The 26,711-nt window shown below is 64.1% G+C and carries 26 protein-coding genes; 19 read left to right on the forward strand and 7 right to left on the reverse strand.

Going from position 1 to position 26,711, the window contains the following annotated elements:
• The first annotated feature begins 13 nt into the window (after positions 1–13).
• The 6 genes from RID11_RS07030 (at position 14) to RID11_RS07055 (ending at position 6,455) form a co-directional block, all read left to right on the forward strand.
• Complete coding sequence (locus RID11_RS07030; RefSeq protein ID WP_350137756.1) at positions 14–2,524, forward strand: penicillin-binding protein 1A; 2,511 nt, start codon at positions 14–16, stop codon at positions 2,522–2,524.
• 131 nt (positions 2,525–2,655) lie between these two features.
• On the forward strand, positions 2,656–3,783 hold the full coding sequence (prfB, locus tag RID11_RS07035) for a peptide chain release factor 2 (RefSeq protein WP_350136957.1): 1,128 nt from the start codon (positions 2,656–2,658) through the stop codon (positions 3,781–3,783).
• Positions 3,784–3,941: 158 nt separating this feature from the next.
• Positions 3,942–4,172, forward strand: a complete 231-nt coding sequence (locus RID11_RS07040; RefSeq protein WP_350136959.1) for a twin-arginine translocase TatA/TatE family subunit — start codon at positions 3,942–3,944, stop codon at positions 4,170–4,172.
• A 7-nt stretch (positions 4,173–4,179) separates the two neighbouring features.
• The gene (gene tatB / locus RID11_RS07045) at positions 4,180–4,701 is read left to right on the forward strand and encodes a Sec-independent protein translocase protein TatB (RefSeq protein ID WP_350136961.1); all 522 of its coding nucleotides are present in this window, start codon (positions 4,180–4,182) and stop codon (positions 4,699–4,701) included.
• On the forward strand, positions 4,698–5,603 hold the full coding sequence (tatC, locus tag RID11_RS07050) for a twin-arginine translocase subunit TatC (protein WP_350136963.1): 906 nt from the start codon (positions 4,698–4,700) through the stop codon (positions 5,601–5,603). Before tatB ends, tatC begins: the two co-directional genes overlap by 4 nt.
• A gap of 12 nt (positions 5,604–5,615) precedes the next feature.
• Entirely contained in the window at positions 5,616–6,455 is an 840-nt protein-coding gene (locus tag RID11_RS07055) for an ATP-binding protein (protein ID WP_350136965.1), read from the forward strand.
• Between the two features lie 94 nt (positions 6,456–6,549).
• Here the strand turns inward: RID11_RS07055 and RID11_RS07060 are convergent, their stop codons facing one another.
• Genes RID11_RS07060 through RID11_RS07070 form a run of 3 tightly spaced genes read right to left on the reverse strand, consistent with a single transcriptional unit; the run spans position 6,550 to position 8,877 of the window.
• The gene (locus tag RID11_RS07060; RefSeq protein ID WP_350136967.1) at positions 6,550–7,614 is read right to left on the reverse strand and encodes a methyltetrahydrofolate cobalamin methyltransferase; all 1,065 of its coding nucleotides are present in this window, start codon (positions 7,612–7,614) and stop codon (positions 6,550–6,552) included.
• 9 nt (positions 7,615–7,623) lie between these two features.
• Positions 7,624–8,550: a methylenetetrahydrofolate reductase gene (locus tag RID11_RS07065; RefSeq protein WP_350136970.1), complete on the reverse strand. Its 927-nt coding sequence runs from the start codon at positions 8,548–8,550 to the stop codon at positions 7,624–7,626.
• 30 nt (positions 8,551–8,580) lie between these two features.
• Positions 8,581–8,877, reverse strand: a complete 297-nt coding sequence (locus tag RID11_RS07070; RefSeq protein ID WP_350136972.1) for a virulence factor — start codon at positions 8,875–8,877, stop codon at positions 8,581–8,583.
• Positions 8,878–9,112: 235 nt separating this feature from the next.
• Between RID11_RS07070 and RID11_RS07075 the strand changes: the two genes are divergently transcribed.
• The 9 genes from RID11_RS07075 (at position 9,113) to RID11_RS07115 (ending at position 18,311) form a co-directional block, all read left to right on the forward strand.
• Positions 9,113–10,222 (forward strand): Ppx/GppA phosphatase family protein, encoded by a 1,110-nt coding sequence (locus RID11_RS07075; RefSeq protein WP_350136974.1) that lies wholly within the window; start codon positions 9,113–9,115, stop codon positions 10,220–10,222.
• The gene (locus tag RID11_RS07080; RefSeq protein WP_350136977.1) at positions 10,222–10,938 is read left to right on the forward strand and encodes an RlmE family RNA methyltransferase; all 717 of its coding nucleotides are present in this window, start codon (positions 10,222–10,224) and stop codon (positions 10,936–10,938) included. Before RID11_RS07075 ends, RID11_RS07080 begins: the two co-directional genes overlap by 1 nt.
• Before the next feature lie 4 nt (positions 10,939–10,942).
• On the forward strand, positions 10,943–11,422 hold the full coding sequence (gene tsaA / locus RID11_RS07085; RefSeq protein ID WP_350136980.1) for a tRNA (N6-threonylcarbamoyladenosine(37)-N6)-methyltransferase TrmO: 480 nt from the start codon (positions 10,943–10,945) through the stop codon (positions 11,420–11,422).
• Between the two features lie 12 nt (positions 11,423–11,434).
• A complete protein-coding gene (locus RID11_RS07090) occupies positions 11,435–12,463 on the forward strand; it encodes an iron ABC transporter substrate-binding protein (RefSeq protein ID WP_350136982.1) in 1,029 nt (342 codons plus the stop codon).
• Positions 12,436–13,458, forward strand: coding sequence for a FecCD family ABC transporter permease (locus RID11_RS07095; RefSeq protein WP_350136984.1), 1,023 nt, complete (start codon positions 12,436–12,438; stop codon positions 13,456–13,458). Before RID11_RS07090 ends, RID11_RS07095 begins: the two co-directional genes overlap by 28 nt.
• Positions 13,455–14,231, forward strand: a complete 777-nt coding sequence (locus RID11_RS07100; RefSeq protein WP_350136986.1) for an ABC transporter ATP-binding protein — start codon at positions 13,455–13,457, stop codon at positions 14,229–14,231. The genes RID11_RS07095 and RID11_RS07100 overlap by 4 nt, the downstream gene beginning before the upstream one ends.
• Before the next feature lie 75 nt (positions 14,232–14,306).
• Positions 14,307–15,713, forward strand: a complete 1,407-nt coding sequence (cysS, locus tag RID11_RS07105) for a cysteine--tRNA ligase (RefSeq protein ID WP_350136988.1) — start codon at positions 14,307–14,309, stop codon at positions 15,711–15,713.
• Between the two features lie 202 nt (positions 15,714–15,915).
• Positions 15,916–17,532: a citramalate synthase gene (gene cimA / locus RID11_RS07110; protein WP_350136990.1), complete on the forward strand. Its 1,617-nt coding sequence runs from the start codon at positions 15,916–15,918 to the stop codon at positions 17,530–17,532.
• Entirely contained in the window at positions 17,529–18,311 is a 783-nt protein-coding gene (locus tag RID11_RS07115) for a squalene/phytoene synthase family protein (RefSeq protein ID WP_350136992.1), read from the forward strand. Before cimA ends, RID11_RS07115 begins: the two co-directional genes overlap by 4 nt.
• 5 nt (positions 18,312–18,316) lie before the next feature.
• Here the strand turns inward: RID11_RS07115 and RID11_RS07120 are convergent, their stop codons facing one another.
• The 4 genes from RID11_RS07120 to RID11_RS07135 all read right to left on the reverse strand — a co-directional run bounded on the left by RID11_RS07120 (position 18,317) and on the right by RID11_RS07135 (position 21,430).
• Positions 18,317–18,877 (reverse strand): TetR/AcrR family transcriptional regulator, encoded by a 561-nt coding sequence (locus RID11_RS07120; RefSeq protein ID WP_350136993.1) that lies wholly within the window; start codon positions 18,875–18,877, stop codon positions 18,317–18,319.
• A gap of 263 nt (positions 18,878–19,140) precedes the next feature.
• Entirely contained in the window at positions 19,141–20,091 is a 951-nt protein-coding gene (locus RID11_RS07125) for a sterol desaturase family protein (RefSeq protein ID WP_350136995.1), read from the reverse strand.
• On the reverse strand, positions 20,088–20,480 hold the full coding sequence (locus tag RID11_RS07130) for a hypothetical protein (RefSeq protein ID WP_350136997.1): 393 nt from the start codon (positions 20,478–20,480) through the stop codon (positions 20,088–20,090). Before RID11_RS07130 ends, RID11_RS07125 begins: the two co-directional genes overlap by 4 nt.
• Before the next feature lie 59 nt (positions 20,481–20,539).
• Positions 20,540–21,430, reverse strand: a complete 891-nt coding sequence (locus RID11_RS07135; RefSeq protein WP_350136999.1) for a DMT family transporter — start codon at positions 21,428–21,430, stop codon at positions 20,540–20,542.
• Positions 21,431–21,600: 170 nt separating this feature from the next.
• Here RID11_RS07135 and RID11_RS07140 point away from each other — a divergent pair, with 170 nt between their 5' ends.
• The 4 genes from RID11_RS07140 to gnd all read left to right on the forward strand — a co-directional run bounded on the left by RID11_RS07140 (position 21,601) and on the right by gnd (position 26,704).
• The gene (locus RID11_RS07140) at positions 21,601–22,860 is read left to right on the forward strand and encodes an MFS transporter (RefSeq protein ID WP_350137758.1); all 1,260 of its coding nucleotides are present in this window, start codon (positions 21,601–21,603) and stop codon (positions 22,858–22,860) included.
• 191 nt (positions 22,861–23,051) lie between these two features.
• Positions 23,052–24,227, forward strand: coding sequence for an aspartate aminotransferase family protein (locus RID11_RS07145; protein ID WP_350137001.1), 1,176 nt, complete (start codon positions 23,052–23,054; stop codon positions 24,225–24,227).
• A 79-nt stretch (positions 24,228–24,306) separates the two neighbouring features.
• A complete protein-coding gene (argF, locus tag RID11_RS07150; RefSeq protein WP_350137003.1) occupies positions 24,307–25,233 on the forward strand; it encodes an ornithine carbamoyltransferase in 927 nt (308 codons plus the stop codon).
• Positions 25,234–25,303: 70 nt separating this feature from the next.
• On the forward strand, positions 25,304–26,704 hold the full coding sequence (gnd, locus tag RID11_RS07155) for an NADP-dependent phosphogluconate dehydrogenase (protein ID WP_350137005.1): 1,401 nt from the start codon (positions 25,304–25,306) through the stop codon (positions 26,702–26,704).
• The last annotated feature ends 7 nt before the right edge of the window (positions 26,705–26,711 follow it).

The raw sequence follows: 26,711 nt of genomic DNA on the forward strand, positions 1-26,711 counted from the left end.
AGCGGGGGCGCGTGTGTTTCGACCGATTCTAAGCCTATTTGGCACCGTGTTCAGCCTGATCACCCTTGTCGTGGTGATCTTCGGGCTGAGCATCGGTGCGGTCCTGCACATCTATGGCAAGGATCTGCCGAGCCATGAGAGCCTGGCCAACTACACGCCGCCCACGATCAGCCGGATCTATTCCAGCGAGGGGCGCATCATTGACGAATTCGCCCGCGAGCGGCGGCTGTTCACGCCCGCCGAGGATATTCCCGATCTGGTCAAGCAGGCCTTCATCAGCGCCGAGGACAAGAATTTCTACAGTCATGGCGGTTATGACGCCTTGGGCATCGCGTCTGCGATTGTCGATGCGGTCGAGTCGCGCGGGCGCAATGTGCGCGGTGCCTCGACCATCACGCAGCAGGTGATGAAGAACTTCCTGTTGTCCGGCGATCGGCAGTTGGAGCGCAAAATCAAGGAGATCATTCTCGCCACGCGGATCGAGGAAACGCTTAGCAAGGAGAAGATCCTTGAGCTCTATCTCAATGAGATTTTCCTGGGTCAGAACAGCTATGGGGTCACCGCCGCCGCGCAGACCTATTTCAACAAGACGCTGCGCGAGCTGGCCCCGCACGAGGCCGCCACGATAGCTGCCATGCCCAAGGCTCCGAGCGATTATCACCCTGTGCGCGAGAAAAACCGTCTGCTCGACCGGCGCAATTTCGTGCTGCGGGAGATGTGGGAGAACGGCTATCTGACCGAGGCGGCGTATCGCGCGGAGCGCGAGGCACCGCTGCGCTCGGTGCAGAATGGCGATTTTGCGCCGTTCAGCGCCGATCTGCCCCCGCGCGATTACTTCACCGACGAAATCCGCCGTCAGTTGAGCGAGGATTTCGGTGAGGGCGAGTTTTTCTCTGGCGGATTATCGGTGCGGGCCACCATCGACCCAGAGATGCAGGAGAACGCCGCGCGTGCGCTGCGCCGTCAGCTGGAGCAGTATGATCGGGGCCGGGGCAGGTGGCGCGGCACGGGGATGACGATCCCGCCCGAGGCGCTGGACTCGGAGGAGGCATGGCGTGCGGCGTTGAACGATCTGCGGGTGCCGCGCGATATCGACCTCGACGGCCAATGGTACCCGGCAGTGGTGCTTGAGACCGGTGATCAGGCGATGCGCATTGGTATCGAGGGCATCGAGGGCGTGCAGGAGGTGCCGCGCAGTGACATTGCATGGCTGCCCGGGGATTTTCACGAAACCTTTGATGCGGGCGACGTGGTGCATGTGCGCCGCATGACCGAGGACGACAGCGGCGACTTCATCCGCTGGACGCTGCGGCAGGTACCCGAGGTGCAGGGCGGGTTCATGGCGATGGACGTCAATACCGGGCGGGTTATCGCGATGCAGGGAGGGTTTTCCTACCAGCATTCAGTGTTCAACCGCGCGACGCAGGCGATGCGGCAGCCGGGCTCCAGTTTCAAGCCGTTCGTTTATGCCGCAGCGCTGGACAGTGGCTATTCCCCGGCCACGATCGTGATCGACGCACCGATTGAGATCGACACGCCCCAAGGACTTTGGCGGCCACGCAATTCGTCGAACAAGTATTACGGTCCGACGCCGTTGCGCACAGGCATCGAGCAATCGCGGAACCTGATGACCATCCGCCTCGCACAAGAGGTGGGGATGGACGTTGTGGCGAATTACGCTGAACGCTTTGGCGTTTATGACAACATGGGCAAGTTTCTGGCCAATTCGCTCGGCTCCGAAGAGACGACGCTGTTCAACATGGTGGCGGCCTATGCGATGTTTGCCAATGGCGGCGAGCGGGTGCGCCCCAGCCTCGTGGACCGGGTGCAGGATCGCTATGGTCGCACCGTCTATTCGCAGGATCAGCGCCAATGCGTGGATTGCAACGATCCCAGCCTGCCCGAGGGGACCGGCCCGCGCATCGTGTCGGATCGCGAGCGGGTGATGAACGCCGTCACCGCCTATCAGCTGACCTCGATGATGACAGGCGTGGTGGATCGTGGCACCGCGTCGGGGGCGATCAACCTGCCGGTGCCGGTGGCAGGCAAGACCGGCACCACCAATGACGCGCGCGATGTGTGGTTCGTGGGCTTTACCAGCAACATCGCAGCCGGGTGTTATATCGGCCATGACCAGCCGCGCGGCTTGGGGAGTGGGGCCTATGGCGCGTCGCTCTGCGGGCCGGTGTTTCAGGAGTTCATGAAAGAGGCGGTCGCAAAATATGGCGGCGGTCCGTTCGACGTGCCGCCCGGCGGGCACTTCATCAAGATCGATCGATTTTCCGGCGCGCGTCTGCCCGATGATGCTTCGGGGTCGAATGTGGTGGCCGAGTATTTCCGCGACGGCGAGGAGCCGATCTTTGGCGTGATGTTCGATGGCGGGTTCGCCATGGGCAATGATCTGGATCTTTACAACGCCGGAGAGCGCGAGCAGGTGCGCGACGTGACGACCTCGACCGGGGAAAAGGCGCAAGTGGGCGGCAAAGCGACCTTTGGCTCGATGAGTTCGGGTGGCTTGTATTAAAGGTGTTGGGCAAACCGGGGGGGCGATTTGACCTGGAGCTGCCGTTGAATTGAGCACAGTCGCGCCGCCCTTGCCCGGCCCGCCGCCCTGCGGTATCACCCGCATCTGAGCAGGCAAGGACAGATCAGACAATGCGCGCCGAAGCACAAACCCTCGTTTCCGAAATCGAAAAATCGCTGGAGCTGTTGCGTCAGCGGCTGGGATGGGAGACCGCCCAACACCGGCTGGAGGAATTCAATGCGCGGGTGGAGGACCCGACGCTCTGGGACGACCCGGCGCAGGCGCAGAAACTGATGCGCGAGCGGCAGGCGCTGGTCGATGCGCTGGAAACGCATGACAACATCAGGCAGGAGATGGAGGATCAGCTTGGCCTGATTGAGCTGGGCGAGATGGAGGGTGACGAAGAGGTCATCACCGAGGCCGAAGCCGCGTTACGTTCGCTTGCCAAGGTGGCCGCCGCCAAGGAACTGGAGGCGCTGCTGGATGGCGAAGCGGATGCCAATGACACGTTCCTCGAAATCAATGCCGGCGCGGGCGGCACCGAGAGTTGTGACTGGGCGTCGATGCTGGCGCGGATGTATGTCCGATGGGCCGAAAAGCGCGGCTATACGGTGGAGTTGCAATCGGAATCGGGGGGCGACGAGGCGGGCATCAAATCCGCCGCCTACAAGATCAGCGGCCATAATGCCTATGGCTGGCTGAAGTCGGAATCGGGCGTGCATCGACTGGTGCGGATCTCGCCGTTTGATTCGGCGGCCAAGCGCCACACGTCCTTTTCGTCGGTCTGGGTCTATCCCGTGGTGGACGACAATATCGAAGTCGAGGTGAACCCAGCCGACATCCGCATCGACACCTATCGCTCATCGGGTGCGGGCGGGCAGCACGTCAATACGACCGACTCGGCGGTGCGAATTACTCATATCCCGACCGGTATCGTGGTGACGTCTTCGCAGAAATCGCAGCACCAGAACCGCGATATCGCCATGAAGGCGCTGAAATCGCGACTTTATCAGCAAGAGCTTGACCGGCGAAACGCCGCCATCAACGAGGCGCATGACAACAAGGGCGACGCAGGCTGGGGTAACCAGATCCGGTCTTACGTGCTGCAGCCCTACCAAATGGTCAAGGATCTGCGCACCGGGGTGGAGACATCGGATACCAAGGGGGTTCTCGATGGCGATCTCGATCAGTTCATGGCCGCGACGCTGGCGCAGAACGTAAGCGGCAAGAGCCGCGCCGAGGCGCAGGGGGATGATTGACCGCTTTTCGTGCCGCCCCTAGGGTGGGCGCGCGAAAATTGTCATGATTTCGGAGTTGCGCTCGTATTGGTGCTTCCAACTGCCGCTTTGAACGACTAGATAAACCAATGATATTCCCGGGGGCGATCCATGGACCCCCGAGATAGGGAGAGACAGACATGCTGAACAATATCGGCCTTCCCGGCCTTCTTCTCATAGCCGTGGTGGTTCTGGTGCTTTTCGGCCGCGGTAAGATTTCCTCGCTGATGGGCGAGGTGGGCAAAGGCATCACCTCTTTCAAAAAGGGTGTCTCCGAGGGCAACAAGGAGCTTGATGACGACTCCAAGTCAGAGGACGACGTCGAGACCACCCGCGACGTGACCCCCGAAGACAAAAAAGACAAGGTCTGAATCTTAAATGCTGGACCTGGGCTGGACCGAGCTTTTGCTCATTGGCATCGTGGCGCTGATCGTCGTGGGCCCCAAGGACCTGCCGGGGATGTTTCAGGCCGTGGGCAAGTTCGTGGGCAAGGCCAAGGGCATGGCCCGCGAATTCAGTCGCGCGATGAATGACGCCGCCGATCAATCCGGCGTGAACGACATCCAGAAAAGCTTTAAGGCTGCGTCCAACCCGATGAAGACGGCGATGGACGAGGTCAAGAAAACGACCGAGAACGCGACCCGCGACCTGACCACGGTCGACACGCCCGCGCTGAGCCCCGAGCGGCAGGCTCAGGCCGACAAGATCCGTGAAAAATCTGCCGAAATGGCCACCGCGCGCCATGCTGCCGAGGCCGAGGCAAAGGCCGCCGCCGAAGCACAGGCGACGGACACGCCCGACACCAAGACCGCCAAGCCAAAGCCGAAGCCCAAAACCAAGGCTAAAGCCAAGACCAGCAAGACCGCCGCGACCAAGGCCAAGGCCGAGGACAAGGCATGAGCACCCCCGACGAGCTCGAGGATAGCAGCGCGCCGCTGATCGAGCATTTGGCTGAGCTGCGCACGCGCCTTATACATTCGGTTGTCGCCTTCATCATCGGCATGGTGATTTGTTTCACCGTCGCCACCCCGATCTTCAACTTTCTCACTGCGCCGCTCTGTCAGGTTCTGGCCGAACGCGGGCAGGATTGCGACCTGATCTTCATCTCCCCGCAAGAGGGGTTCTTCGTCGCCATCAAGGTCTCGCTTTTGGGCGGGTTCATGCTCGCCTTTCCCTATATCGCAAACCAGATGTGGCGGTTTGTGGCGCCGGGGCTCTACAAGTCGGAAAAGGGAGCGTTCCTGCCGTTTCTCGTGGCCTCCCCGTTCATGTTCTTTCTCGGTGCGTCCTTTGCATTCTACGTGGTCACCCCGCTGGCCTATGACTTCTTCCTCGGTTTCCAGCAATTCGGTGGGCAGGGCGAGGTGGTCGAGGGCGTGCAGGGCGCGGCCCCCCTTTCGGTGGTGTTTCAGGGCTCCGCGCAGGAATATCTCAACCTGACGATCAAGTTCATCGTGGCCTTTGGCCTCTGTTTCCAGCTTCCCGTTCTGCTCACTCTAATGGGCAAGGCGGGGCTGGTCAGCGCGCCAGGCTTGCGCTCGGTGCGCAAATACGCGGTGGTGGGCATCCTGGTTCTTGCTGCGTTGGTAACGCCGCCTGACGTTATCACCCAGATCATTCTCTTTGTCGTCGTTTATGGCCTCTATGAGGTGTCGATCCAGCTGGTGCAGCGGGTAGAGCGCAAGCGCGAGGCGGAACTGCGCGAACAGGGGCTTTGGTTTGATGATGAGGATGAGATCATCCCCGACGAGGACGAGATGCAGGCTGAGTTCGATCCCGACGCCGACAAGGGCAAGGACTGAGGCAAGCACTGAATGACCACCGATCCGCTGGACCGTATTGCCGCCGCTTTGGAGCGCATGGCCCCCGCACCGCTCAGTGCGCCGCATTTCGACGCCGCTGACGCCTTTGTCTGGCATGTTTCGCCTGACCGGCTGGAGCCGGTCGCGACGGTCAACCGCGTGGATATGCAATTGCTGGTGGGCATCGATCGGTCACGCGACACGCTCCTGGCCAACACCCAACAATTCGCGCGCGGGTTGCCCGCCAATAACGCGCTCCTCTGGGGCGCGCGGGGCATGGGGAAATCGAGCCTCGTAAAGGCGGTACATGCCGCCGTGAGGGCCGAGGGGCTGCCGATCAAGATCGTGGAATTGCAGCGCGAAGACCTGCCGTCGGTGGGACGTCTCTTGAATCTGCTGCGCGGCTCCGACGCACGGTTTTTGCTCTTTTGCGATGATCTGAGCTTTGGCCACGATGACCAGCATTACAAGTCGCTGAAGGCGGTACTCGATGGCGGAATCGAAGGGCGACCGGAGAACGTGGTGTTCTACGCCACCTCGAACCGCCGCCACCTGATGCCCCGCGATATGATCGAGAACGAACGCTCCAGCGCCATCAACCCTTCCGAGGCGGTTGAGGAAAAGGTGTCGCTGTCGGATCGGTTCGGGCTTTGGCTCGGCTTTCATCCCTGCGATCAGGACGAATACCTGTCGATGATCCGCGGTTATTGCGATGCCTACGGGGTGGAGATCAACGACGATGCCTTGCGCGCCGAGGCAATCGAATGGCAGGCCACACGCGGCTCCCGTTCTGGCCGAGTGGCGTGGCAGTATTTTACCGATCTTGCGGGGCGCCGGGGTGTAAAGGTTTAAGGCGCGCTGCACATTTGACAGTCTTACAAAAGGGTCATTGTGTAAGAAAACCCCGCCTTTCGGCGGGGTTTTGCATTGCCTGGTGCGGGCTGGATCAGGCCCGGCGGCGACGGCTGCGGCTGCCTGCGCGGCCACCGGTGCGGACTTCCTCGCCCGGCTTCGGCGGTGCCTTGTTGAACTTGATCCAGTTGCCACCGTGCGGATCGTTGTTGGTCAGGAAGTTGGCGGCATGGATCGCCTCCATCTCCTTGCCGGCGCGCGGTTTCATCGAACCCAGACCGAACAGCTGGCAGAAGGTCTCGTCGTCCATGTCTTCGGGCAGGATCAGACCGGCGGCGGCAATCTCGACCTTTTTCGCCTCGATCTCGGCCTGTTTCACCGGCAGCGCGATCGGGTTCATGATCGCGGACGTCATGCCCGCGCCCATGGCCATGGGCAGAAACGCGTTGTTGATGCCGTGACGGTTGGGCAGACCGAACGAGATATTCGATGCCCCGCAAGTGGTATTCACACCCAGTTCCTCGCGCAGGCGACGGACGAGGGTGAAGACCTGCTGACCGGCCGTTCCCATGGCGCCGATCGGCATGACGAGCGGATCGACCACGATGTCATGCGCGGGAATGCCGAAATCGGCGGCGCGCTCGACGATCTTTTTCGCGACGGCAAAGCGCACGTCGGGATCCTCGGAAATGCCGGTGTCGTCGTTGGAGATGGCAACCACCGGCACGTTGTATTTCTTGACCAGCGGCAGCACGTATTCGAGGCGCTCTTCCTCACCGGTCACCGAATTGAGCAGCGGGCGGCCATGGGCGGCCTGAAGCCCGGCCTCAAGGGCGGCGGGAACCGATGAGTCGATGCAGAGCGGCAGATCGACGAGGCCCTGCACCAGCTCGACGATGGCGGTCATCAGCGGCGGCTCGGTCTCGTTCGGGTTGGGGTTGGAGTTGTAGACCACGCCCGCGTTGATATCGAGCACCGTGGCCCCGGCGGCGGCCTGTGCGATGGCGTCGGATTCCACGGTGGAGTAATCGCCCGCCTCCAGCTCGGCGGCGAGCTTCTTGCGGCCGGTGGGGTTGATGCGTTCGCCAATGACGCAGAACGGCTCGTCAAAGCCGATCACGGCGGTCTTGGTCTTGCTCTCGACGATGGTGCGGGTCATATCGTTTGGTTATCCTTGTTTGCTGGCGGGCGTGGCTGCGGCCCCGCCGTTTTCGATGGCCCATTCTGCATTGGCCTTGATCCCGCCGAGCGGGAAGAAATGCACATGCTCGATGTTGAAGTCCGGGTTGGCGGCCTTGTGGGCCGCGAGTTCGGTCAGCACGTCGGTCGGCTCGTAGGGCATGAGCAGCTTGGAGACATCCATAGCGCGTTTCTGCAGAACCTTCAAAGAGGGGCCGACACCGCAGGCAATGGCGAACTTGATCAGGGTCTGAAGCTTCGCAGGCCCGGCGATGCCGATATGGATCGGCAGGGTGATGCCCGCCTCGCGCAGCGCGTCGGCCCATTTGATGATGGGCTTCGCGTCAAAGGCGAATTGCGTCGCGAGCGCCATCTGCGCGTCGGTGGTCTCGGAGAACTTCTGCTTCCAGCGCAGTGCCTCGTCGACATTCTTGCGGCTGCCGTCGGGGTCGATGTCACGGTTGCCTTCGGGGTGGCCAGCGACATGCAAGCGCTTGAAGCCCGCGCGGTCGAACTCGCCGGTTTCCAGCAATTGCGTGGAGGCGTGGAAATCACCATGCGGCTTCTCGACGCCACCGGCCAGCAGCAGCGCCTGATCGACACCGGCCTCGCCTTGATAGCGGGCGATCCAGTCAGCCAGTGTGGCGCGGTCCTTGATGATGCGCGCGGGGAAATGCGGCATCACCGGATAGCCTTCGCGCGACAGGCGCTTGGCGGTGGCGACCATCTCCTCGATCGGCGTGCCTTCGATATGAGCGATGTAGACGCGGGTACCCTCGGGCAGCAGATCGCGAAAATTCTCGACCTTCTCGGCGGTGCGCGGCATCACCTCGATGGAATAGCCCTGAAGGAACGCCTCCAGCTCAGCATTGGCCGGGGTGACTTTCTCACGCTTCTTGAAGTTCAAAAGTGCCATTGCGGCCTCCCATATCGAACCGGGGCGCATTCACGCCCAGCCATTATTGGCGATCAGGGTCTTGATGCGCTCCTGATCATACTCAGCATCGAGCCGCGCCGCCTCGGATTTGGCGACGGCGTCGGGCTCGCCTTCCACGGGATAGGGATCGGCCTTGCGCCATTCAGCGAGGTAGTCGTCGGTACCGGCGGCACCCGTCTTCATCGCGGCGCGGTCGATGGCCTGCTCGAAGCGTTCGGGCAATTGCACCTTGCTGCCGCGACGCCCCTTGCCGACGATGACCTGCGCGGGGATGTCCCGCCAATAGACGATGGTGACGTCAACCATGCTGATTCCCTTCTCCTCAAGGCCCCTACCTAATGCAGGGCGGGCACGTGTCAGTGCATGATTTCGACAGAACGGAAGCGTCATGCGACGTCGCGAGAATAGCCGGGGTGCAATCGGGGGGCCATGCGCGTGATTGGGAAAATGATTCATGATCTTCATCGGATCATTGCAACGCTTGCGCGGGCGGCGTGATGAGATTACCTTGAGGGCAACTTGAAATGGAGGGCGTGTTGTCATGGCGCCCAAGCGTCCCGAAAGTGCGGGCGCGATCCCGAAACCGGTTGAGAGCCCCGCACTGAGCCTGCCGGATCAGCCGTCGCTATATGCGGCACTGGATCTGGGAACAAACAGTTGTCGTATGCTGATTGCCCGTCCCGAGGGCACTCAATTCAAAGTCGTGGACAGTTTTTCGAAATCGGTGCAACTGGGGGCCGGGCTTGAACGCTCGGGCAAGCTGTCGCGCGCGTCGATCTACCGGACCATTCAGGCGCTGCGGGTCTGTCGGCAAAAGCTCAAGCGGCACCGGGTGACGCAGATGCGTCTTGTGGCGACCGAGGCCTGCAGGCGTGCCAGCAACGGCGCGGATTTCATGGCCCGGGTAGAGCGTGAGACGGGGCTGCGGCTCGATATCATCAAGCCCGAGGAAGAAGCGCGGCTGGCTGTCGTGTCCTGCGCGCCGCTGGTGAGTGCCGGGACCGAACAGCTTCTGGTGGTGGATATCGGCGGCGGGTCAACAGAACTGGTCTGGATCGACCTGCGCGACGTGCCACAGCCAGAGCGCCGCCGCGCGATCATGCGCATGCATCTGGGTTTTCAATGCCCCGATGGGCGGCCCGGCGCGCGGGTGGTCGACTGGATCAGCGTGCCATTGGGCGTGGCGACGCTGCGCGATCAGTTCCGCGACGTCGAGGATGACAGCGCGCGCTTCGCGCTGATGAGCTGGTTCTTTGAAGAGAACCTTGCCGAATTCGCCCCCTACAAGGACGAGCAGGCGCGCGAGGGTTTTCAGATCGTCGGCACCTCCGGCACCGTGACCACCGTCGCGGCGAGCCATCTGGGGCTGAAACGCTATGACCGCAACAAGGTGGACGGGCTGACCATGACCAGCGACGAGATCGACACGGTCATTCGCAGTTATCTGGCGCTTGGCCCGGTTGGGCGCAGGCGCGATCCACGGATTGGTCAGGACCGGCAGGCACTGATCATGTCGGGGGCGGCGATCCTTCAGGCGCTGCTCAGGTGCTGGCCCACGGACCGGCTGAGCGTGGCGGATCGCGGGCTGCGCGAGGGGATGCTCTACGCGCAGATGGCCGCGGATGGCGTATTGATGGACGGAGACGCGTGATGGCGAAGGGGCCGGACGGCAAGAACACCTCGGGGCGCGGGCAGCGCGATCTGACGGTCAAGGTCAAGACAGCGCGGGGCCGACGGGCCTCCTCGACGCGCTGGCTGCAACGGCAGCTCAACGACCCCTATGTCAAGCGCGCGCAGTTGGAGGGTTATCGTGGACGCGCGGCGTTCAAGATCATGGAACTCGACGACAAGTTCCGCTTTCTGGTGCCGGGCGCGCGGGTGGTCGATCTGGGCTGCGCGCCGGGTGGCTGGTGTCAGGTGGCGGTGCCGCGCGTCAATGCGCTTGGCGAGAAGTCTGGCAAGGCGCAGGGGCGCATTCTGGGTGTCGATCTGCAGGAGGTGGAGCCGATCGCGGGCGTTGAGCTGCATCAGCTCGATTTCATGGACGATGGCGCCGACGACAAGGTCAAGGGCTGGCTTGGCGGCAAGGCGGATGTGGTGATGTCGGACATGGCGGCCTCTTCCTCGGGGCATAAGCAGACCGACCACCTGCGCATCATCGCGCTCTGCGAGGCGGCGGCCTATCTGGCGTTCGACGTGCTGGAAGAGGGCGGCACGTTTGTGTCCAAGGTGTTGGCCGGCGGCGCCGAGGGCGAATTGCAGAAGCTGTTGAAGCAGCGCTTTGCCAAGGTGGCGAATGTCAAGCCGCCCGCCTCGCGCGCGGACAGTTCCGAGAAATTCGTGGTGGCGACCGGGTTCAAGGGGTAGGACGATGGAGACGCGGTTGCGCGCAGGCGAGGTGGTGGCCGAGGTGCCAGAGGCGCGCGATGCCGGGCTGCAGTTCATCGGTCGCATCCACACCCCCTGGACGCGGCGTGAGGAGTGCCCGCGACAGGGGCGGCTCGATGGCCCCGACTGCCGGATAGAAGTTTTCGAGCCCTGGCAGGCCGCCATGGAGGGGATTGGGGCCTATGCGCATCTGGAAATCCTCTATTGGCTGGACCGGTCGCGCCGTGATCTGGTGCGGCAGAACCCCAAGGGCGATGGCACCCGTTATTTTGGCACCTTCGCGCTGCGCTCGCCGCAGCGGCCCAACCCCATCGGCACCTCGCAGGTGCGGCTGGTGACGGTGGAGCCGGGGGCGCTGGTGGTGCGCGGGCTCGATTGTCTCGATGGCACGCCGCTGATCGACATCAAGCCCGACCGTTGCGAATTCACCCCCAAGGCCCCGGCAAAACTGGTCGATGAATGAGGAGTGGGTCGCATGCGGTTGATACTATGTATTTTCATGATGATATCGGGGCCGGTGGCAGCACGCGAGGTGACCGATAGCGCCGGCCGCGTGGTCGATCTGCCCGACCGGGTCGAGCGGGTCTTTGCCGCCGGTCCGCCCGCGTCGATCCTGCTCTATATCCTCAAGCCCGAGGCGATGACCGGCTGGCCGCGCGCGCCGCATGATTATGAGCGCCCGTATCTGGCAGAGCCCTGGCGTGACCTGCCCGAGACCGGGCGGCTGACAGGGCGCGGTGGCGAGGCCAATCTGGAGCGAGTGTTGCAGATCGCCCCCGATCTGATCTTCGATTTTGGCTCGGTGCGCGACACTTATGTCGATCTGGCCGATCGCACACAGGCACAGACCGGCATTCCTTATGTCCTGATCGACGGGCGGTTCGAGAATACACCTGCCGCGCTGCGGCTGATGGGCAATATCCTCGGCGTGCCGGAACGGGCAGAGCGGCTGGCAAGACACGTTGAGGGCGTATTCGCCCGGATCGACGCGATACTTGCCGATGTGCCCGAGGCGGAGCGACCGCGCGTCTACCTCGCGCGCGGCCCCGAGGGGTTGGAGACGGGCATGAAAGGCTCGATCAACACCGAGATCATCGAGCGCGCGGGCGGGCGCAACGTGGCTGATGACGGGGGTGCCACGCGGGGGCTGGTGCGCGCGTCGATGGAGCAGGTGATCGTCGCCAACCCCGAGATCATCGTGACATGGGATCGCAATTTCTTTGGCTCGGTCTTCGACGATCCGCTTTGGCAGGGGATCGAGGCCGTGCAGGAGGGGCGCGTGCATCTCGCACCCACGGCCCCCTTCGGCTGGATCGACCGGCCGCCCTCGCTCAACCGGATGATCGGGCTCATCTGGATGGCGGGGCTGCTATACCCTGACCGCTGGCAGGGGGATCTGCGCGCCGAGACGCGGGAATTCTATGAGCTATATTACCATATGCGCCTTGACGATCCGGCGCTGGAGAGGCTGCTAGAATGGGCCGAGGGACGACCGCCCGAATAAGTGTGCCACGGCTGGCGTGGAGCCTGACCACCGGACTGGCGGTCGGGCTTATTGCGCTTTGCTTTGTGGCGCTGATGATCGGGCCTTATGGACTGTCGCCCGGTGAGGTGCTGGCGGCGCTATTGGGTCGCGGTGAGGCGCAGGCGCAAATCGTTGTGTGGAACATCCGCCTGCCGCGGATCGGTGCGGCGCTCTTGGTGGGGGCCGCACTGGCGGCGGCGGGGGCAAGCTATCAGGCGCTCTTTCGCAATCCACTCGTGTCACCGGACATCCTCGGCGTCTCCGCCGGGGCTGGACTGGGGGCCGTGGCGGGCATCTTCCTGTCGCTGCCGGTGGCGGCGATTCAGGGCGCGGCCTTTGCGGGCGGCATGGCGGCGGTCGGGGTCGTCACCTTGGTGGCCGGGCTGGTGCGCAACACCGACCGAACGCTGACGCTGGTGCTGATCGGCGTGGTGATCGGGGCCTTAGCCGGGGCGGCGACCTCGTTGTTGAAGGTGCTGGCCGACCCCTATGACCAATTGCCCGCGATCACCTTCTGGCTTCTGGGCTCGCTCGCCTCGGTCACCTCGGCGGATATCGGGCCCGCTCTGCCCGCCGTCGCACTCGGGCTGGTGCCGCTGGCGCTGCTGCGGTGGCGGATCAATGTGCTGTCGTTGGGGGATGAGGAGGCCCGCGCGCTTGGCGTCGAGGCGGGGCGCACACGGTTCCTGGTGATCGTGGCGGCCACGCTGATCACCGCGAGCGTGACGGCGCTTGCAGGGGTCGTGGGCTGGGTTGGCCTTGTCATCCCGCATATCGCGCGGATGCTCGTGGGGCCGGGTTTCGGCCGCCTTCTGCCCACTTCAGTGCTGATCGGGGCAGGCTATCTGCTGGTGGTGGATACCGCCGCGCGCAGCATCGCGGCGATAGAGGTGCCCTTGGGCATCCTGACTGCGGTGATCGGCGCCCCGTTCTTCGTCTGGCTGCTGGCGCGCGGACGGCGCGGTTGGTCATGAGGCTGGAGGCGCGGGAACTGAGCATCGGCTACGGGCGCGAGGTTGTGGGGGCGGGGCTCTCGCTCACGGTCGCACCGGGACGCGTTACCTGCCTGCTTGGGCCGAATGGCTGTGGCAAGACCACCTTGTTCCGCACGCTTCTGGGGCTGTTGCCGCCGCTTGGCGGTGAGGTGCTGCTTGGGGACGTGCCGATTACGCGGCTCAAGCGGGCCGAGATCGCGCGCCGCATCGCCTATGTGCCGCAGGCCCATGCGCCGCCCTTTCCCTTCGAGACGCTCGAGGTGGTCATGATGGGGCGCACCGCGCGGCTGGGGCCCTTCGCGCAGCCGGGGACGGCGGACCGGGACGCGGCGCAGGCCGCTCTCGACCGGCTGGGGATCGGCGATCTGGCGGCGCGCGACTATTCGCGCCTCTCGGGCGGGCAGCGGCAGCTGGTCCTGATCGCGCGGGCCTTGGCGCAGGCCGCACCGCTGATCGTGATGGACGAGCCGACGGCGAGCCTCGATTTCGGCAATCAGGCGCAGGTTCTGGCGCAGGTGGCGGGGCTGGCCGGAGAGGCCGGTCAGGGGGTGATCCTGTCGACGCACGACCCCGATCAGGCCTTCGCGCTCGGCGCCGATGTGGTGCTGATGAGCGCGGGGCGGATCATCGGCAGTGGCGCTGCCGAGACGGTGCTGAGCGGTGCCGCGCTGAGCCGGGTCTACGGCCTGCCGGTCGCGGTTGAGATGACAGAGAGCGGGCGGCGCGTCTGTCTGCCCGCGCTGCACGGCTGACCGGCGCGGCTTTTGCGTGTTTTCAAGGCGGCGCGAAGTTGCTAAGCCCGCGCAGGACAGGCGCATGAGGCAAGAATGACCACGATCAAGCTGCACAACACACGCACCCGCAAGAAGGAGGTGTTCGCGCCTCTCGATCCCGAGAATGTGCGGATGTATGTCTGTGGGCCGACGGTCTATGACCGGGCGCATCTGGGTAATGCGCGGCCGGTGGTGGTGTTTGATGTGCTGTATCGTTTGTTGCGGCATGTCTACGGGGCCGAGCACGTGACCTATGTGCGCAACTTCACGGACGTGGATGACAAGATCAACGCGCGCGCGGCGGAGAGCGGGCGCGCGATTGGCGAGATCACGGCGGAGACGACGCAGTGGTTTCTGGATGACATGGCGGAACTGGGCGCTTTGGAGCCCAACCACATGCCGCGCGCCACGCAATACATCCCGCAGATGGTCACGATGATCGAGGATCTAATCGCCAAGGGCCACGCCTATGAGGCCGAGGACCATGTGCTCTTTGCCGTGGACTCGTGGCGTGAGGGCTATGGCAAGCTGTCGGGGCGGTCGGTCGATGACATGATCGCGGGGGCGCGGGTCGAGGTTGCGCCGTACAAGCGCAACCCGATGGATTTCGTTTTGTGGAAACCGTCGGATCAGGGGCAGCCGGGGTGGGAGTCGCCTTGGGGGCGGGGCCGGCCCGGCTGGCATATCGAATGCTCGGCGATGGCCTATGAGTTGCTGGGCGAGAGTTTCGACATTCACGGCGGCGGCAACGATCTGATGTTCCCGCACCACGAGAACGAGATCGCCCAAAGCTGTTGTGCGCACCCTCAGGGGGAGTTCGCGCGCTACTGGATGCATAACGAGATGCTGCAGGTCGAGGGCAAGAAGATGTCCAAGAGCCTGGGCAATTTTTTCACGGTGAGGGATTTGCTGGATCAGGGGATACCGGGCGAGGTGATCCGCTTCGTGTTCCTGAGCACGCATTACAGGAAGCCGATGGACTGGACGGCGGAGAAGGCGCGGGAGGCGGAAGACACTCTTAGCCGCTGGTATGTATTGACTGACGGTGTAGAGCCTGAAGCTGACACTTTGTTCTGGGTGTCGGATGCTTTGGCAGATGATCTCAATACACCATTAGCGATTTCGATCATGCACGAGTTGGCTCGCAATGGCTGTGCCGGTCAGTTGAAGGCGGCGATGCAGCTATTGGGGTTTGGAGATGCTGAGGAAATAAACTGGTTTAGAAGCCATTCAATAACTCTCGGAACGAGCTCTGCGGGCGATACACCTCTTTATGCAGATCAAATCATGCCATTCTTGCAGCGATGGCAAGATCTTAGAACGGAAAAGCGGTACTTAGAAGCGGATAAGCTTAAAAATGACCTGGAGGCTACTGGTTTGCGCATATCAAACACGCAACACGGGCCCCACGCCGATATTCCAAACGACTTCGACCCCGCCAAACTGGAGGCTTTGAAGTGATACGCCTTTCCGAACACCGCCTGACTGCCGCGCGAGGGCCCGACCACGAGGGGGCGCTGCAACGATTGTTTGGCGCGCTTTATGGTGAAGTCTACTTGAACGGGCACGCGGGGTGCGACGTTGCGAAAGCGCCCGCCCGGGGGGCGGTCGGGTGCTCGCGCGGCGGCGTGCAAGTGCGCCTTGATTCCGCGCGGGGTGCGGCATGACCCGCGAACGGCTTTATCTCTACGACACCACCCTGCGGGATGGGCAGCAGACGCAGGGCGTCAGCTTTTCCACGCCCGAGAAAATCCAGATCGCCGAGGCGTTGGACCGCCTCGGTGTCGATTACATCGAGGGTGGCTGGCCCGGCGCGAACCCGACCGACAGCGCCTTTTTCGACGCCGTGCCGCAGACCCGCGCCACGCTCACCGCCTTCGGCATGACCAAGCGCGCCGGGCGCTCGGCGGAGAATGATGACGTTCTGGCCGCCGTGATGAATGCGGGCACGCAAGCCGTCTGCATCGTCGGCAAGACCCATGATTTCCACGTCACCGAGGCGCTCGGGATCACTCTGGAGAAAAACGTCGAGAACATCGCCCGCTCCGTCGCGCATCTGGTCGGGCAAGGGCGCGAGGCTCTGTTCGATGCCGAGCATTTCTTTGACGGCTACTGTGCCAATCCCGATTACGCGCTGGAGTGCCTGCGCGCGGCCTACGAGGGGGGCGCGCGGTGGGTCGTGCTGTGCGATACCAATGGCGGCACCCTGCCCACCGAGATCGGGCGTATCGTGGGTGAGGTGATCGCCGCCGGTATTCCCGGCGACCGTCTGGGCATCCACACCCATGATGACACCGAGAATGCCGTGGCAGGCAGCCTCGCCGCCGTCGATGCGGGCGCGCGGCAGGTGCAGGGCACGCTGAACGGGCTGGGCGAGCGCTGTGGCAATGCCAACCTGACCACGCTCATTCCGACGCTGATGCTGAAGCCGCCCTATGCCGAGGCGTATGAAATCGGGGTGAGCCGCGAGGGGCTGAAGAGCCTGACGGCGGTGAGCCGGCAATTGGATGAAATCCTCAACCGCGTGCCGCTGCGGCAGGCGGCCTATGTCGGGGCCTCGGCCTTTGCCCACAAGGCTGGGCTGCATGCGAGCGCGATCCTGAAAGACCCCAGCACCTACGAGCATATCGACCCCGAGACCGTGGGCAATGCGCGCATCATCCCGATGTCCAATCAGGCCGGGCAGTCGAATCTGCGACGTCGTCTGGCCGAGGCGGGGATCGAGGTGGCACCGGGCGACGCGCGGCTGGCGCGACTTCTGGAGGTGATCAAGGAGCGCGAGGATCAGGGCTATACCTATGACAGCGCGCAGGCCAGTTTCGAGATCCTCGCGCGCAAGGAACTGGGGCAGATGCCCGCGTTCTTCGAGGTCAAGCGCTACAAGGTCACGGTGGAGCGGCGCAAGAACAAGTATGACCGCATGGTGAGCCTGTCCGAGGCGGTTGTCGTCGTGAAGGTCGATGGCGAGAAGAAGCTGTCGGTCTCCGAGTCGATGGATGCCGAGGGCTGTGACCGTGGCCCGGTCAACGCGCTGGCGCGGGCGCTCGCCAAGGACCTCGGCCCCTATCAGGATCAGATCGCCGACATGCACCTGGTCGATTTCAAGGTGCGCATCACCCAAGGCGGCACCGAGGCGGTGACGCGCGTCATCATCGACAGCCAGGACAGCGCCGGGCGGCGCTGGTCGACGGTGGGCGTGAGTCCTAATATCGTCGATGCCAGCTTCGAGGCGCTGCTCGACGCGATCAACTGGAAGCTGGTGCATGAGGGGGCGGTGTGAGCGTTGCGTTCGACGCCGACCTGACCGCCTGTGCCGATCTGGTGCGCCGCGCCGACCCTGCGCGGTTTCAGGCGGCGATGGCAGCACCGGTCGCGGCGCGGCCGGTGCTGTTCCCGCTCTATGCCTTCAATGTCGAGGCGGCGCGCGCGCCTTGGGTCACGTCCGAGCCGATGATCGCCGAGATGCGGTTGCAATGGTGGGTGGAGGCGCTGGAGGAGATCCGCGCAGGCGATGCGGTGCGGCGGCACGAGGTGGTCAGCAGGCTGGCGCAGATGCTGGATGCGGAGGGGGCCGCGTTGCTGATTGACCTGATCGAGGCGCGGCGGTGGGATATCGAGCGCGCGCCGTTCGAGGACGAGGCAGATTTTATCCGCTATATCGAGGCCACATCGGGCAATCTGATCCGCGCGGTGGCGCGGGCGCTTGGCCCCGCCGAGGAGGACGTGCTGCGCGACGCAGGCTTTGCGCTTGGCCTTGCCAACTGGTTCCGCGCGATCCCCGCGCTCGAGGCGGCGGGGCGCAAACCTCTGCCCGACGGACGCCCCGAGGCGGTGCGAGACCTCGCTGCCGAAGGCTTGCGGCGGCTGGCGCGAGCGCGGGCGGGGCGCGCGGGGGTGTCGCGCGTGGCGGCTCCGGCGCTCTTGCCTCTGTGGGAGGCGGGGCCTGTTTTGCGCGCGGCGATGCGTCGCCCGGGTGCCGTTGCCGACGGCGCGCTTGATCCGGCCCCGGCACGCAGCAGGCTGACGCTCATGCTGCGTGCGCTGTCAGGGCGCTGGTAGGGCGGTCAGCCGAGGAGGTTGCGCACCTGTCCAAGCATCGCGGGGACCGACGGGCTATCGCGATTGGTGCGGGTCATCACCAGAATCCCGATCATCAGCCCCTGCAAGACCTTGGCGATCTCGACCGCATTTGGCGGAGGGGTGTCACCTTGTGACAGGCAGGTGACGAAAAACGCCTCGACCTCCGCCATGCTGCCTTCGACGATGGTCGCGATCTCTGGGTCATGGGGTGATAGTTCCATGGCGGTCTGGACCATCAGACAGCCGCCTGGCATCCGCGCATCGCCGCGCGCCACCGTCTCAAAGATGGTAAGGATCGCCTCTTTTCCCTCGCGGCCCTCGCGGAACTGATCGAGCATGCCACTGCGATACGTTTGATCATAATACCGCAGCGCGCGCAGGAAGAGGGCACGCTTGTTGCCGAATCCCGCATAGAGGCTGCCGCGGTTGAGGCCGGTCGCAGCGACGAGATCGGCCACTGATGTGCCTTGATAACCATGCGTCCAAAAGGCGATCATTGCCGCCTCAAGCACCGTGGCCTCGTCATATGTCTTTTCCCAGGGCATGGTGGCTCCGACGGCGCGGCAGGGGTTCAGCCTGTGACGACCGGCGCTACCGCAAAATGAACTCACATCATCCCCGACACCCTGAACAAGGCTGAGTAATGAGCCTTGCACAAGGTGCCGGGTAAGACATGGGCCGTCATCTGCTGGAGCAGTCCGACCATCCCAGATCTTAACTCAAGTGATGGCGCGAAAACGCAAGTTAATAGTAATCAGGTTTGGAACGAGCGGTCAAATAACAAAACTGTGGACGTTGCGTGAAACACCTAGGGCGTTTGGTCTGGAAGGGGGGGCAGTCCGGGCGTATCTGCAAGATCGGGATTCTGGCGCACATGACGCGCCTTGATCGCGCCGGATGTCTCGCGGCTGTCGTCATGGCTCCAGCCCGGGGGCATGACGCAGTAATTGAGCCGCTCGCGCCATGTCAGCCCCGGCTGCGTGGCATCGCGGACGATGCCGACCCATTCGTGAAAGGCGACGCGGATCGGGTTGAACGTGCCTAAGTTGTGAACGAGCCCGTAATCCACCTTCTCCTCCTCCATTTCCGGCACGAAGGTGCCGAAGAGCTTGTCCCAGATGATGAAGACGCCTGCGTAGTTGCAATCGAGATAGCGCGGGTTGCGACCGTGATGCACGCGGTGATGCGAGGGTGTGTTCATCACTGCCTCGAACCAGCGGGGCAGGCGGCCGATGGCCTCGGTATGGATCCAGAACTGGTAGATCAGGTTGAGCCCGCCCACGAACAGCACCATGGCGGGGTGAAAGCCCAGCAAGATCAGCGGCGCGCGCACCACCATCATGAAGGTGAAGGTGCCGGTCCATGTCTGGCGCAGCGCCGTGGTCAGGTTGTAATGCTGCGAGGAATGGTGATTGACATGGGAGGCCCAGACCCAACGGATGCGGTGACCAAACCGATGCACCCAGTAATAGCGCAGATCGTCCAGCACGAAGCAGAGCACGATCACGCCGATCGAGGTGCCCAGATCGAGCGGCGTGATCTCCCATAGCAGCATGAAGAACCCATAGGCGACAAAGCCCAGCAGGATGCTCGAGGCCACGTTGCCCGCCCCCATGATAAGCGAGGTGAGCGCGTCGCGCGTCTCGTAGCGCCCGCCGCGCCCTTTGATGACGATCCACAGCAATTCGGCGAGGATGGCGGCGATAAAGAGCGGCACGGCCCAGTTCACCACGTCGGGAAAGGTGATCATGTCGGTCATGCGGTCTCCTTCAGAGCGTCTTGCCATGCGGCGGCCTCGTCCGGGGCGAGGGTAAGGTGGATGCGCGGCGCGGTATAGTCGGGCAGGTCGAGGCGCAGCCCGGTCTTGGTCCGGCGTGTCCGCGCGCCGGTGAGGTGGCGCGCGGTGGTGTCCGCGCCCATCGGCCAGACCACGCCACGCCCGGTCTCGGTCTCGATCAGGGCGGCGGAGTGGTCTTGGCAGAGGGTGACATGCACAGGCGCATCGCCCGGAAACTCGCGCAGCCACGCCGCCCTTGCCGCCGCCGCGTCCGGCAGTGTCGCGCGGCGCGAGAGGCCAAGCAGATGCAGCAGCACCGCGATGCACGCGATGCCCAGAACGACCATCGGCAACAGGATGCTCAGTGGCATGGTCCCCTCCCTTCTTGCTGGATTTAGCCAAAGGCCGGGCGCGTTTGTCAAAGGTGGCGTTACGTCACCGGCGCGCGGCGGCGCCCCTCGCGCCAGACCAGAAGGCCAGCGCCGCAGAGCACGACGGTCGCTCCGGTGACCGAGACCCAATCCGGCCAGACCCCGAAGATCACCCCGTCATAGAGCGCGGCAAAGACCAGCGCGGTGTAAAAGAACGGCGCCACATAACTTGCATCGCCCCGCGCCATGGCGTTGACGAAACAGGCTTGCGCAAGGGCCATCAGCAGGCCGATGCCTGCAAGAGCGGCCCATTGTGCGGCTGTGGGCGCGGCCCAGACCCAGATCACGGCGAGGCTTGCGATACTCAGCCCTATGGCGTTGTTGATCAGCAGGATCTGCCACGGTCCCTCGCGCCCCGACAGGCGCTTGATGTAGATAAGCTCTGCCCCCATGCAGACCGCCGCGCCAAGTGCGAGCAGCGCGCCCATCTCGATCACGCCGCCACCGGGGCGGGTCAGGATCGCCGCCCCGGCAAGGGCGATGATGGCGGCACTCCAGCGTACACGCCCGACCTTTTCGCCCAAAAGCGGAATGGCGAGCATCATCGCGAAAACCGGGCTGAGAAAGCTGATCGCGGTGGCGTCAGACAGTGGAATAAAGGCGGCGGCGGCAAACATCAGCGTGACGCCGCCCCAACCGAGACCCGAGCGTTTCACATGGGTGATCAGGTCAGGCCGGGTGAACACCGGCCGCACAAGGCCGACCATGACCGCGATTGCCAGAAAGGCGAAGAGAAACCGCCCGTGGCTGATCTGCAGCGCATGCAGCGGCGGGCCGAGCGCACCCGTCCCGAGCGCCTTGGCCAGCAGCGTGGTGCCGGCCAGCAAGGCGGCGGCCAGAAGCGTGAGAAGGGCGGCAAGGCCGGGATTGGGCGCGCGGGGGGTGAACATGGCCGCAGCTTTGCCGTGCCGCATGTCGGGCTGCAAGCGGTAACGGCCTGACACCCACCAACAAATTCGCGTGTGCCATGGGCGGAAAACGACGCGATGTCGCGACCGGTCGCGCGGTCGCTGCGGATTACGTGCATGGGTCTCTCAAGAAACCTCCAAGACCCGAAGACATGCATGACCGCCGCATCCCCGAATGGCTCCGCCACGCGCCCACCCCCTCGGTGCGGGGGTTTGCCCTGCTGGCGGGCACCGAGGCGATGGCGCGCGGCATTCTGATCTCGGTCATGCCGCTCGAGATGTATCGCGCGCTGCGCGATGCGGCGCTGGTGTCGGAGGTGTATTTCCTTGTCGGATTGCTGTCTCTGGCCACCGGGCTGATGGTGCCTTTTGCGACCCGCCATGTGCCGCGGCGCTGGATCTACGTGATGGGTTGCGCGATGTTCGCGGGCGGCGCGGGGATGGGCGCGCAGGGCGGCGCGCTCGGCATGATCGCGGCACTGGCGCTGATGACGGCGGCGACGGTCATGGTCTTTGTGTGCTTCAACGCCTATGTGCTGGATTTCATAGCCAAATCCGATCTGGGCCGCTGCGAGACCTCGCGCATGTTCTACAGTGCGGCGGGCTGGACCGCGGGACCATGGCTCGGCGTCGCTCTTCTCGGGCTTTGGCGACCGCTGCCGTTCCTGATCGCCGGGGTGGCAGCCTTCGCGATGATGGCGCTCTTTCTCTATATGCGGCTTGGCAATGGGCGGCTGATCACCCGCGCGCGGGCCCCGGCACCCAATCCGCTGGCGTGGCTGCCGCGGTTTTTCGCGCAGCCGCGGCTGGTGGCGGGCTGGGTTTTCGCGGTGATCCGCTCCTGCGGCTGGTGGGCCTATGTGGTCTATCTGCCGATCTTTGCGGTCCAGCAGGGGCTGGGCGAGGATCTGGGTGGCATGCTGCTCTCGGCCTCCAACGGGATGCTGTTCGTGACACCTTTGATGCTGCGCTGGATGCAGCGCGGCTCGATCCGGCGGGCGGTTAGGGTGGGGTTCGCGGCGTCGGGCCTGCTTTTCGTGCTGGGCGCTGCCGCAAGCAGCTGGCCCTGGGCGACGGTCGCGGGGCTGGCGCTCGCCTCGGTGTTCCTGGTGCTGCTGGATGTGTCGGCAGGGCTGCCCTTCCTGATGGCGGTCAAGCCGTCGGAGCGCACGGAGATGTCGGCGATCTATGCCAGTTTTCGCGATGTCTCGGGGATCGTGACACCGGGGGCGGCGTGGCTGGTGCTGCTGGTGGCCCCTTTGCCGGGGATATTTGCATTGGCCGGTGTGGGCCTTTTGTCCTGCTGGCATCTGGCGCGGCACCTGCATCCGAGGCTGGGCGCGGCGCGCGTCACGGTGCAGGCAGCCCCGGCATGCGACATTCCGCTTTCCCTGACGCGCGAAACCGGCTAAAGCCACGTCATGACCACGAGCGCGACATATACCCCGATCCGACGCCGACGCACCCGCGTCTGACGTTCCGGCCCCCTCGTGATCCCGGCGCAGTGTGCGCCAAATCCCCCTAATGCCCCAAATACCCAAATGATTGACTTGGCCCCGCCCTTGCGGCACTCAAAGGGCCTCTTGTTGACAAGGAACCTGCCATGATCCCGTCGATCCTGCCGACTTATAATCGCGCGCCGCTCTCATTCGTCAAAGGCGAGGGCGCCTGGCTGATCGAGGCCGATGGTCGACGTTTTCTCGATCTCGGCGCGGGGATCGCAGTCAATGCCATGGGTCACGCGCATCCCGCGCTGGTGGCGGCGCTGACCGAGCAGGCGGGCAAGCTGTGGCATACCTCGAACCTCTACCAGATACCCAAGCAGCAGGAGCTGGCCGACCGTCTGGTCGAGGCGACGTTTGCCGATACGGTGTTCTTCACCAATTCCGGCACCGAATCCTGCGAATTGGCGATCAAGATGGCGCGCAAGTTCTTCTACGATTCAGGCCAACCGGAGAGGACCGATATCATCGCCTTTGGCGGCTCGTTCCATGGCCGGTCGTCTGCGGGCATCGCCGCCGCTGGATCGGAGAAGATGACCAAGGGCTTCGGCCCGCTGCTGCCCGGGTTCAAGCATGTGCCCTGGGGCGATCACGACGCGTTCCATGCCGCGATCGACGACAATACCGCCGCCATCCTGATCGAGCCGGTGCAGGGAGAGGGCGGCATTCGCCCGCTGCCCGATCAATGCCTCAAGGGGCTGCGCGACCTTTGCGACGAGACGGGCATCCTGCTGATCCTCGATGAGGTGCAATGCGGGGTGGGGCGCACGGGGCGGCTTTTCGCGCATGAATGGGCGGGCGTCACACCCGATATCATGATGGTCGCCAAGGGCATCGGCGGCGGCTTTCCCTTGGGGGCGGTGCTGGTCACGGAAAGGGCCGCCTCGGGGATGGGTGCAGGCACGCATGGCTCCACCTATGGCGGCAACCCTCTGGGCTGTGCCGTGGGCTGCACGGTGATGGAGCATGTCGCCACGCCGGAGTTCCTCGCCGACGTCAACCGCAAGGCCGGGTTGATGCGGCAGCGTCTGGAGGGGCTGGTCGCGGCGCATCCTGATGTCTTTACCGGCGTTCGGGGGCTGGGGCTGATGCTTGGGCTGGAGTGCAAGATCACCAACACCGATGTGGTCAAGGCAGGCTATGACGCGCTGGTCGCCACGGTGCCCGCCGCCGACAACGTGATCCGCCTGCTGCCGCCGCTCACCATCACCGACGACGAAATCGCCGAGGCGATCGCCCGTCTTGACGCCGCCGCCACAGCCTTGAAAACCGCCTGATCTTCTTCTGGCCCGAAATATCCCGGGGGGTGTGGGGGCTGGCCCCCACATGGACCCGATTGCAAAAGCGAACACTGACATGACCCATTTTCTCGACATCCACAAAACCGATCCGGCCGAATTGCGGGCGATCATCGATCAGGCGCGCATGATGAAAGACGCGCGCAACGGTCATCCGCGTGGCATGCCCGATGCCGAACAGCCGCTTGCAGGGCGCATGGTGGCGCTCATTTTCGAGAAACCCTCGACGCGCACGCGGGTGTCGTTCGACGTGGGCGTGCGGCAGATGGGCGGGCAGACGATGGTTCTGTCGGGGGCCGACATGCAACTGGGCCATGGCGAGACCATCGCGGATACCGCGCGGGTTCTGTCGCGATATGTCGACATGATCATGATCCGCACATTCGACGAATCCGTGCTGCTGGAGATGGCGGAATACTCCGACGTGCCGGTGATCAACGGTCTGACCGATCGCACCCATCCGTGCCAGATCATGGCCGATATCCTGACCTACGAAGAACATCGCGGGCCGATCACCGGCAAGAAGGTGGTCTGGTCAGGTGATGGCAACAATGTCTGCGCGTCCTTTTTGCATGCCGCCGGGCAGTTCGGGTTTGACCTGACCTTTACCGGGCCGATGCAGCTTGACCCCGAGCCTGAATTCATTGGTGTCGCGCGCAAGGCAGGCAGCACGATCACCATCGAGCGTGATCCCGCGAAGGCGGTCGAGGGTGCCGATCTGATTGTCACCGACACATGGGTCAGCATGCATGACAGCCAGTCCACCAAGGAGCGGCGGCACAACATGCTGCGCCCCTATCAGGTCAACGAGAAGCTGATGGCGCAGGCGAAACCGGACGCGCTCTTCATGCATTGCCTGCCGGCGCATCGCGGCGAGGAGGTGACCTCGGAGGTGATGGACGGGCCGTCCTCGGTGATTTTCGACGAGGCCGAGAACCGCCTGCATGCGCAAAAGGCGATCATGCGGCACTGCCTCGGGATGTGACGGCGGCGCTTGCAATTTGTTGTTTCCACGCATAGCGTTAACCCAGTCCGTTAGCGGTATCGGAGGGCGGATGGGCAAGGCGCAGATCGGGGTCTACGGGCTTGGCACCATGGGCAGCGCGCTGGCGCTGAACATGGCGGAGCACGGCTTTGACGTGGCCGTGACCAACCGCGAGGCCGACTGGATCGGGCCCTTCATGACAGAGGCCGGAGATCTGGCCGAGCGCCTTGATCCGCATGACAAATTTCAGGGTTTCGTCGCCGCGCTGGAGCGTCCGCGTATCATCCTGTTCATGATCCCGTCGGGGGCGCCGATGGATGAAATGCTGGAGCAGGTCACGCCGCTTCTGGAGCCTGGCGATATCGTGATCGACGGCGGCAATGCCGATTTTCACGACACCCGAAGGCGGGTCGGTAAACTGTCGGTATCGCGTCTGTATCACGTCGGTCTCGGTGTTTCGGGCGGCGAGGCGGGCGCGCGGCATGGCCCGTCGATGATGATGGGCGGCAGCGCAGAGGCCTGGGCGCGGATCGCGCCGATCCTGACGGCCATTGCCGCGCGCCACGAGGGAAGCCCCTGCGTGGCGCATTTGGGTCCCGACGGGGCCGGGCATTTCGTCAAGACCGTGCATAACGGCATTGAATATGCCGACATGCAGGTGATTGCGGAAATCTACAGCCTGATGCGCAACGGGCTGGCGCTGCCACCGGCCGAGATCGGCGCGCTGTTCGAGTCGTGGAATGGCGGGCCGCTGCGCTCTTATCTGGTGGAGATCACCGCCAAGCTCTTGACCTATGCCGATCCCGAGACCGGCCATCCGATGATCGACGTGATCAAGGATGCCGCCGGTCAAAAGGGCACCGGGCGCTGGAGCGTGATCGAGGCGCTGCGCATGGGACAGTCACCGAGCATGATCGAGGCTGCCGTGGGCGCGCGCAGCTGGTCCTCGGAGAAGGACACCCGGCAACGGGCCGAGGCCGTGCTTGGGGGGGCGGTTGGCGCAGTCGATGCCAGCCCCGAAGTTCTGGCCGAGGCGTTTCTGGCGGCGCGCATCCTTGCCCATGCGCAGGGCTTCCGCGTGCTGGCGGCGGCGTCGGAGGACTACGACTGGTCACTCGATTTTGCGACCATCGCGCGAATCTGGCGGGCGGGGTGTATCATCCGCTCGGCCCTGCTCGACGAGATCGCCGTCGCCTTTGAGGGCGATCTGCCGGAGGGGCAACTGATCCTCGATCCCGGTCTGGCGCAGACCCTTGCGCGCTGCGTGCCCGCGCTGCGGCAGGTGGTGTGCAGCGCGGTGCATGGCGGGCATCCGGTGCCCGCGCTGAGCGCCGGGCTGGCGTGGTATGACAGTATGCGATTGGGGCATGGCAGCGCCAACATGATCCAGGCGCAGCGCGACATGTTCGGGCATCACGGGTTTGAGCGGCTGGGGCAGGCGGGTGTGCATCACGGGCCGTGGTGGGACTGATCCGGGC

It is taken from the genome of Roseovarius sp. (assembly GCF_040219995.1).
Classification (GTDB): Bacteria; Pseudomonadota; Alphaproteobacteria; order Rhodobacterales; family Rhodobacteraceae; genus Roseovarius.

Excerpts from the sequence above, each read along its gene's own strand:
- RID11_RS07095 (WP_350136984.1), top strand. The coding sequence starts at position 12,436 with ATGGGCCGAGGGACGACCGCCCGAATAAGTGTGCCACGGCTGGCGTGG.
- RID11_RS07125 (WP_350136995.1), bottom strand. The coding sequence starts at position 20,091 with ATGACCGACATGATCACCTTTCCCGACGTGGTGAACTGGGCCGTGCCG.
- RID11_RS07120 (WP_350136993.1), bottom strand. The coding sequence starts at position 18,877 with ATGCCCTGGGAAAAGACATATGACGAGGCCACGGTGCTTGAGGCGGCA.
- RID11_RS07060 (WP_350136967.1), bottom strand. The coding sequence starts at position 7,614 with ATGACCCGCACCATCGTCGAGAGCAAGACCAAGACCGCCGTGATCGGC.
- RID11_RS07145 (WP_350137001.1), top strand. The coding sequence starts at position 23,052 with ATGATCCCGTCGATCCTGCCGACTTATAATCGCGCGCCGCTCTCATTC.
- RID11_RS07075 (WP_350136974.1), top strand. The coding sequence starts at position 9,113 with ATGGCGCCCAAGCGTCCCGAAAGTGCGGGCGCGATCCCGAAACCGGTT.
- cysS (WP_350136988.1), top strand. The coding sequence starts at position 14,307 with ATGACCACGATCAAGCTGCACAACACACGCACCCGCAAGAAGGAGGTG.
- gnd (WP_350137005.1), top strand. The coding sequence starts at position 25,304 with ATGGGCAAGGCGCAGATCGGGGTCTACGGGCTTGGCACCATGGGCAGC.
- RID11_RS07040 (WP_350136959.1), top strand. The coding sequence starts at position 3,942 with ATGCTGAACAATATCGGCCTTCCCGGCCTTCTTCTCATAGCCGTGGTG.
- prfB (WP_350136957.1), top strand. The coding sequence starts at position 2,656 with ATGCGCGCCGAAGCACAAACCCTCGTTTCCGAAATCGAAAAATCGCTG.
- RID11_RS07080 (WP_350136977.1), top strand. The coding sequence starts at position 10,222 with ATGGCGAAGGGGCCGGACGGCAAGAACACCTCGGGGCGCGGGCAGCGC.
- tsaA (WP_350136980.1), top strand. The coding sequence starts at position 10,943 with ATGGAGACGCGGTTGCGCGCAGGCGAGGTGGTGGCCGAGGTGCCAGAG.
- tatC (WP_350136963.1), top strand. The coding sequence starts at position 4,698 with ATGAGCACCCCCGACGAGCTCGAGGATAGCAGCGCGCCGCTGATCGAG.
- tatB (WP_350136961.1), top strand. The coding sequence starts at position 4,180 with ATGCTGGACCTGGGCTGGACCGAGCTTTTGCTCATTGGCATCGTGGCG.
- RID11_RS07065 (WP_350136970.1), bottom strand. The coding sequence starts at position 8,550 with ATGGCACTTTTGAACTTCAAGAAGCGTGAGAAAGTCACCCCGGCCAAT.
- RID11_RS07130 (WP_350136997.1), bottom strand. The coding sequence starts at position 20,480 with ATGCCACTGAGCATCCTGTTGCCGATGGTCGTTCTGGGCATCGCGTGC.
- RID11_RS07100 (WP_350136986.1), top strand. The coding sequence starts at position 13,455 with ATGAGGCTGGAGGCGCGGGAACTGAGCATCGGCTACGGGCGCGAGGTT.
- RID11_RS07055 (WP_350136965.1), top strand. The coding sequence starts at position 5,616 with ATGACCACCGATCCGCTGGACCGTATTGCCGCCGCTTTGGAGCGCATG.
- argF (WP_350137003.1), top strand. The coding sequence starts at position 24,307 with ATGACCCATTTTCTCGACATCCACAAAACCGATCCGGCCGAATTGCGG.
- RID11_RS07135 (WP_350136999.1), bottom strand. The coding sequence starts at position 21,430 with ATGTTCACCCCCCGCGCGCCCAATCCCGGCCTTGCCGCCCTTCTCACG.
- RID11_RS07090 (WP_350136982.1), top strand. The coding sequence starts at position 11,435 with ATGCGGTTGATACTATGTATTTTCATGATGATATCGGGGCCGGTGGCA.
- RID11_RS07070 (WP_350136972.1), bottom strand. The coding sequence starts at position 8,877 with ATGGTTGACGTCACCATCGTCTATTGGCGGGACATCCCCGCGCAGGTC.
- RID11_RS07140 (WP_350137758.1), top strand. The coding sequence starts at position 21,601 with ATGCATGACCGCCGCATCCCCGAATGGCTCCGCCACGCGCCCACCCCC.
- cimA (WP_350136990.1), top strand. The coding sequence starts at position 15,916 with ATGACCCGCGAACGGCTTTATCTCTACGACACCACCCTGCGGGATGGG.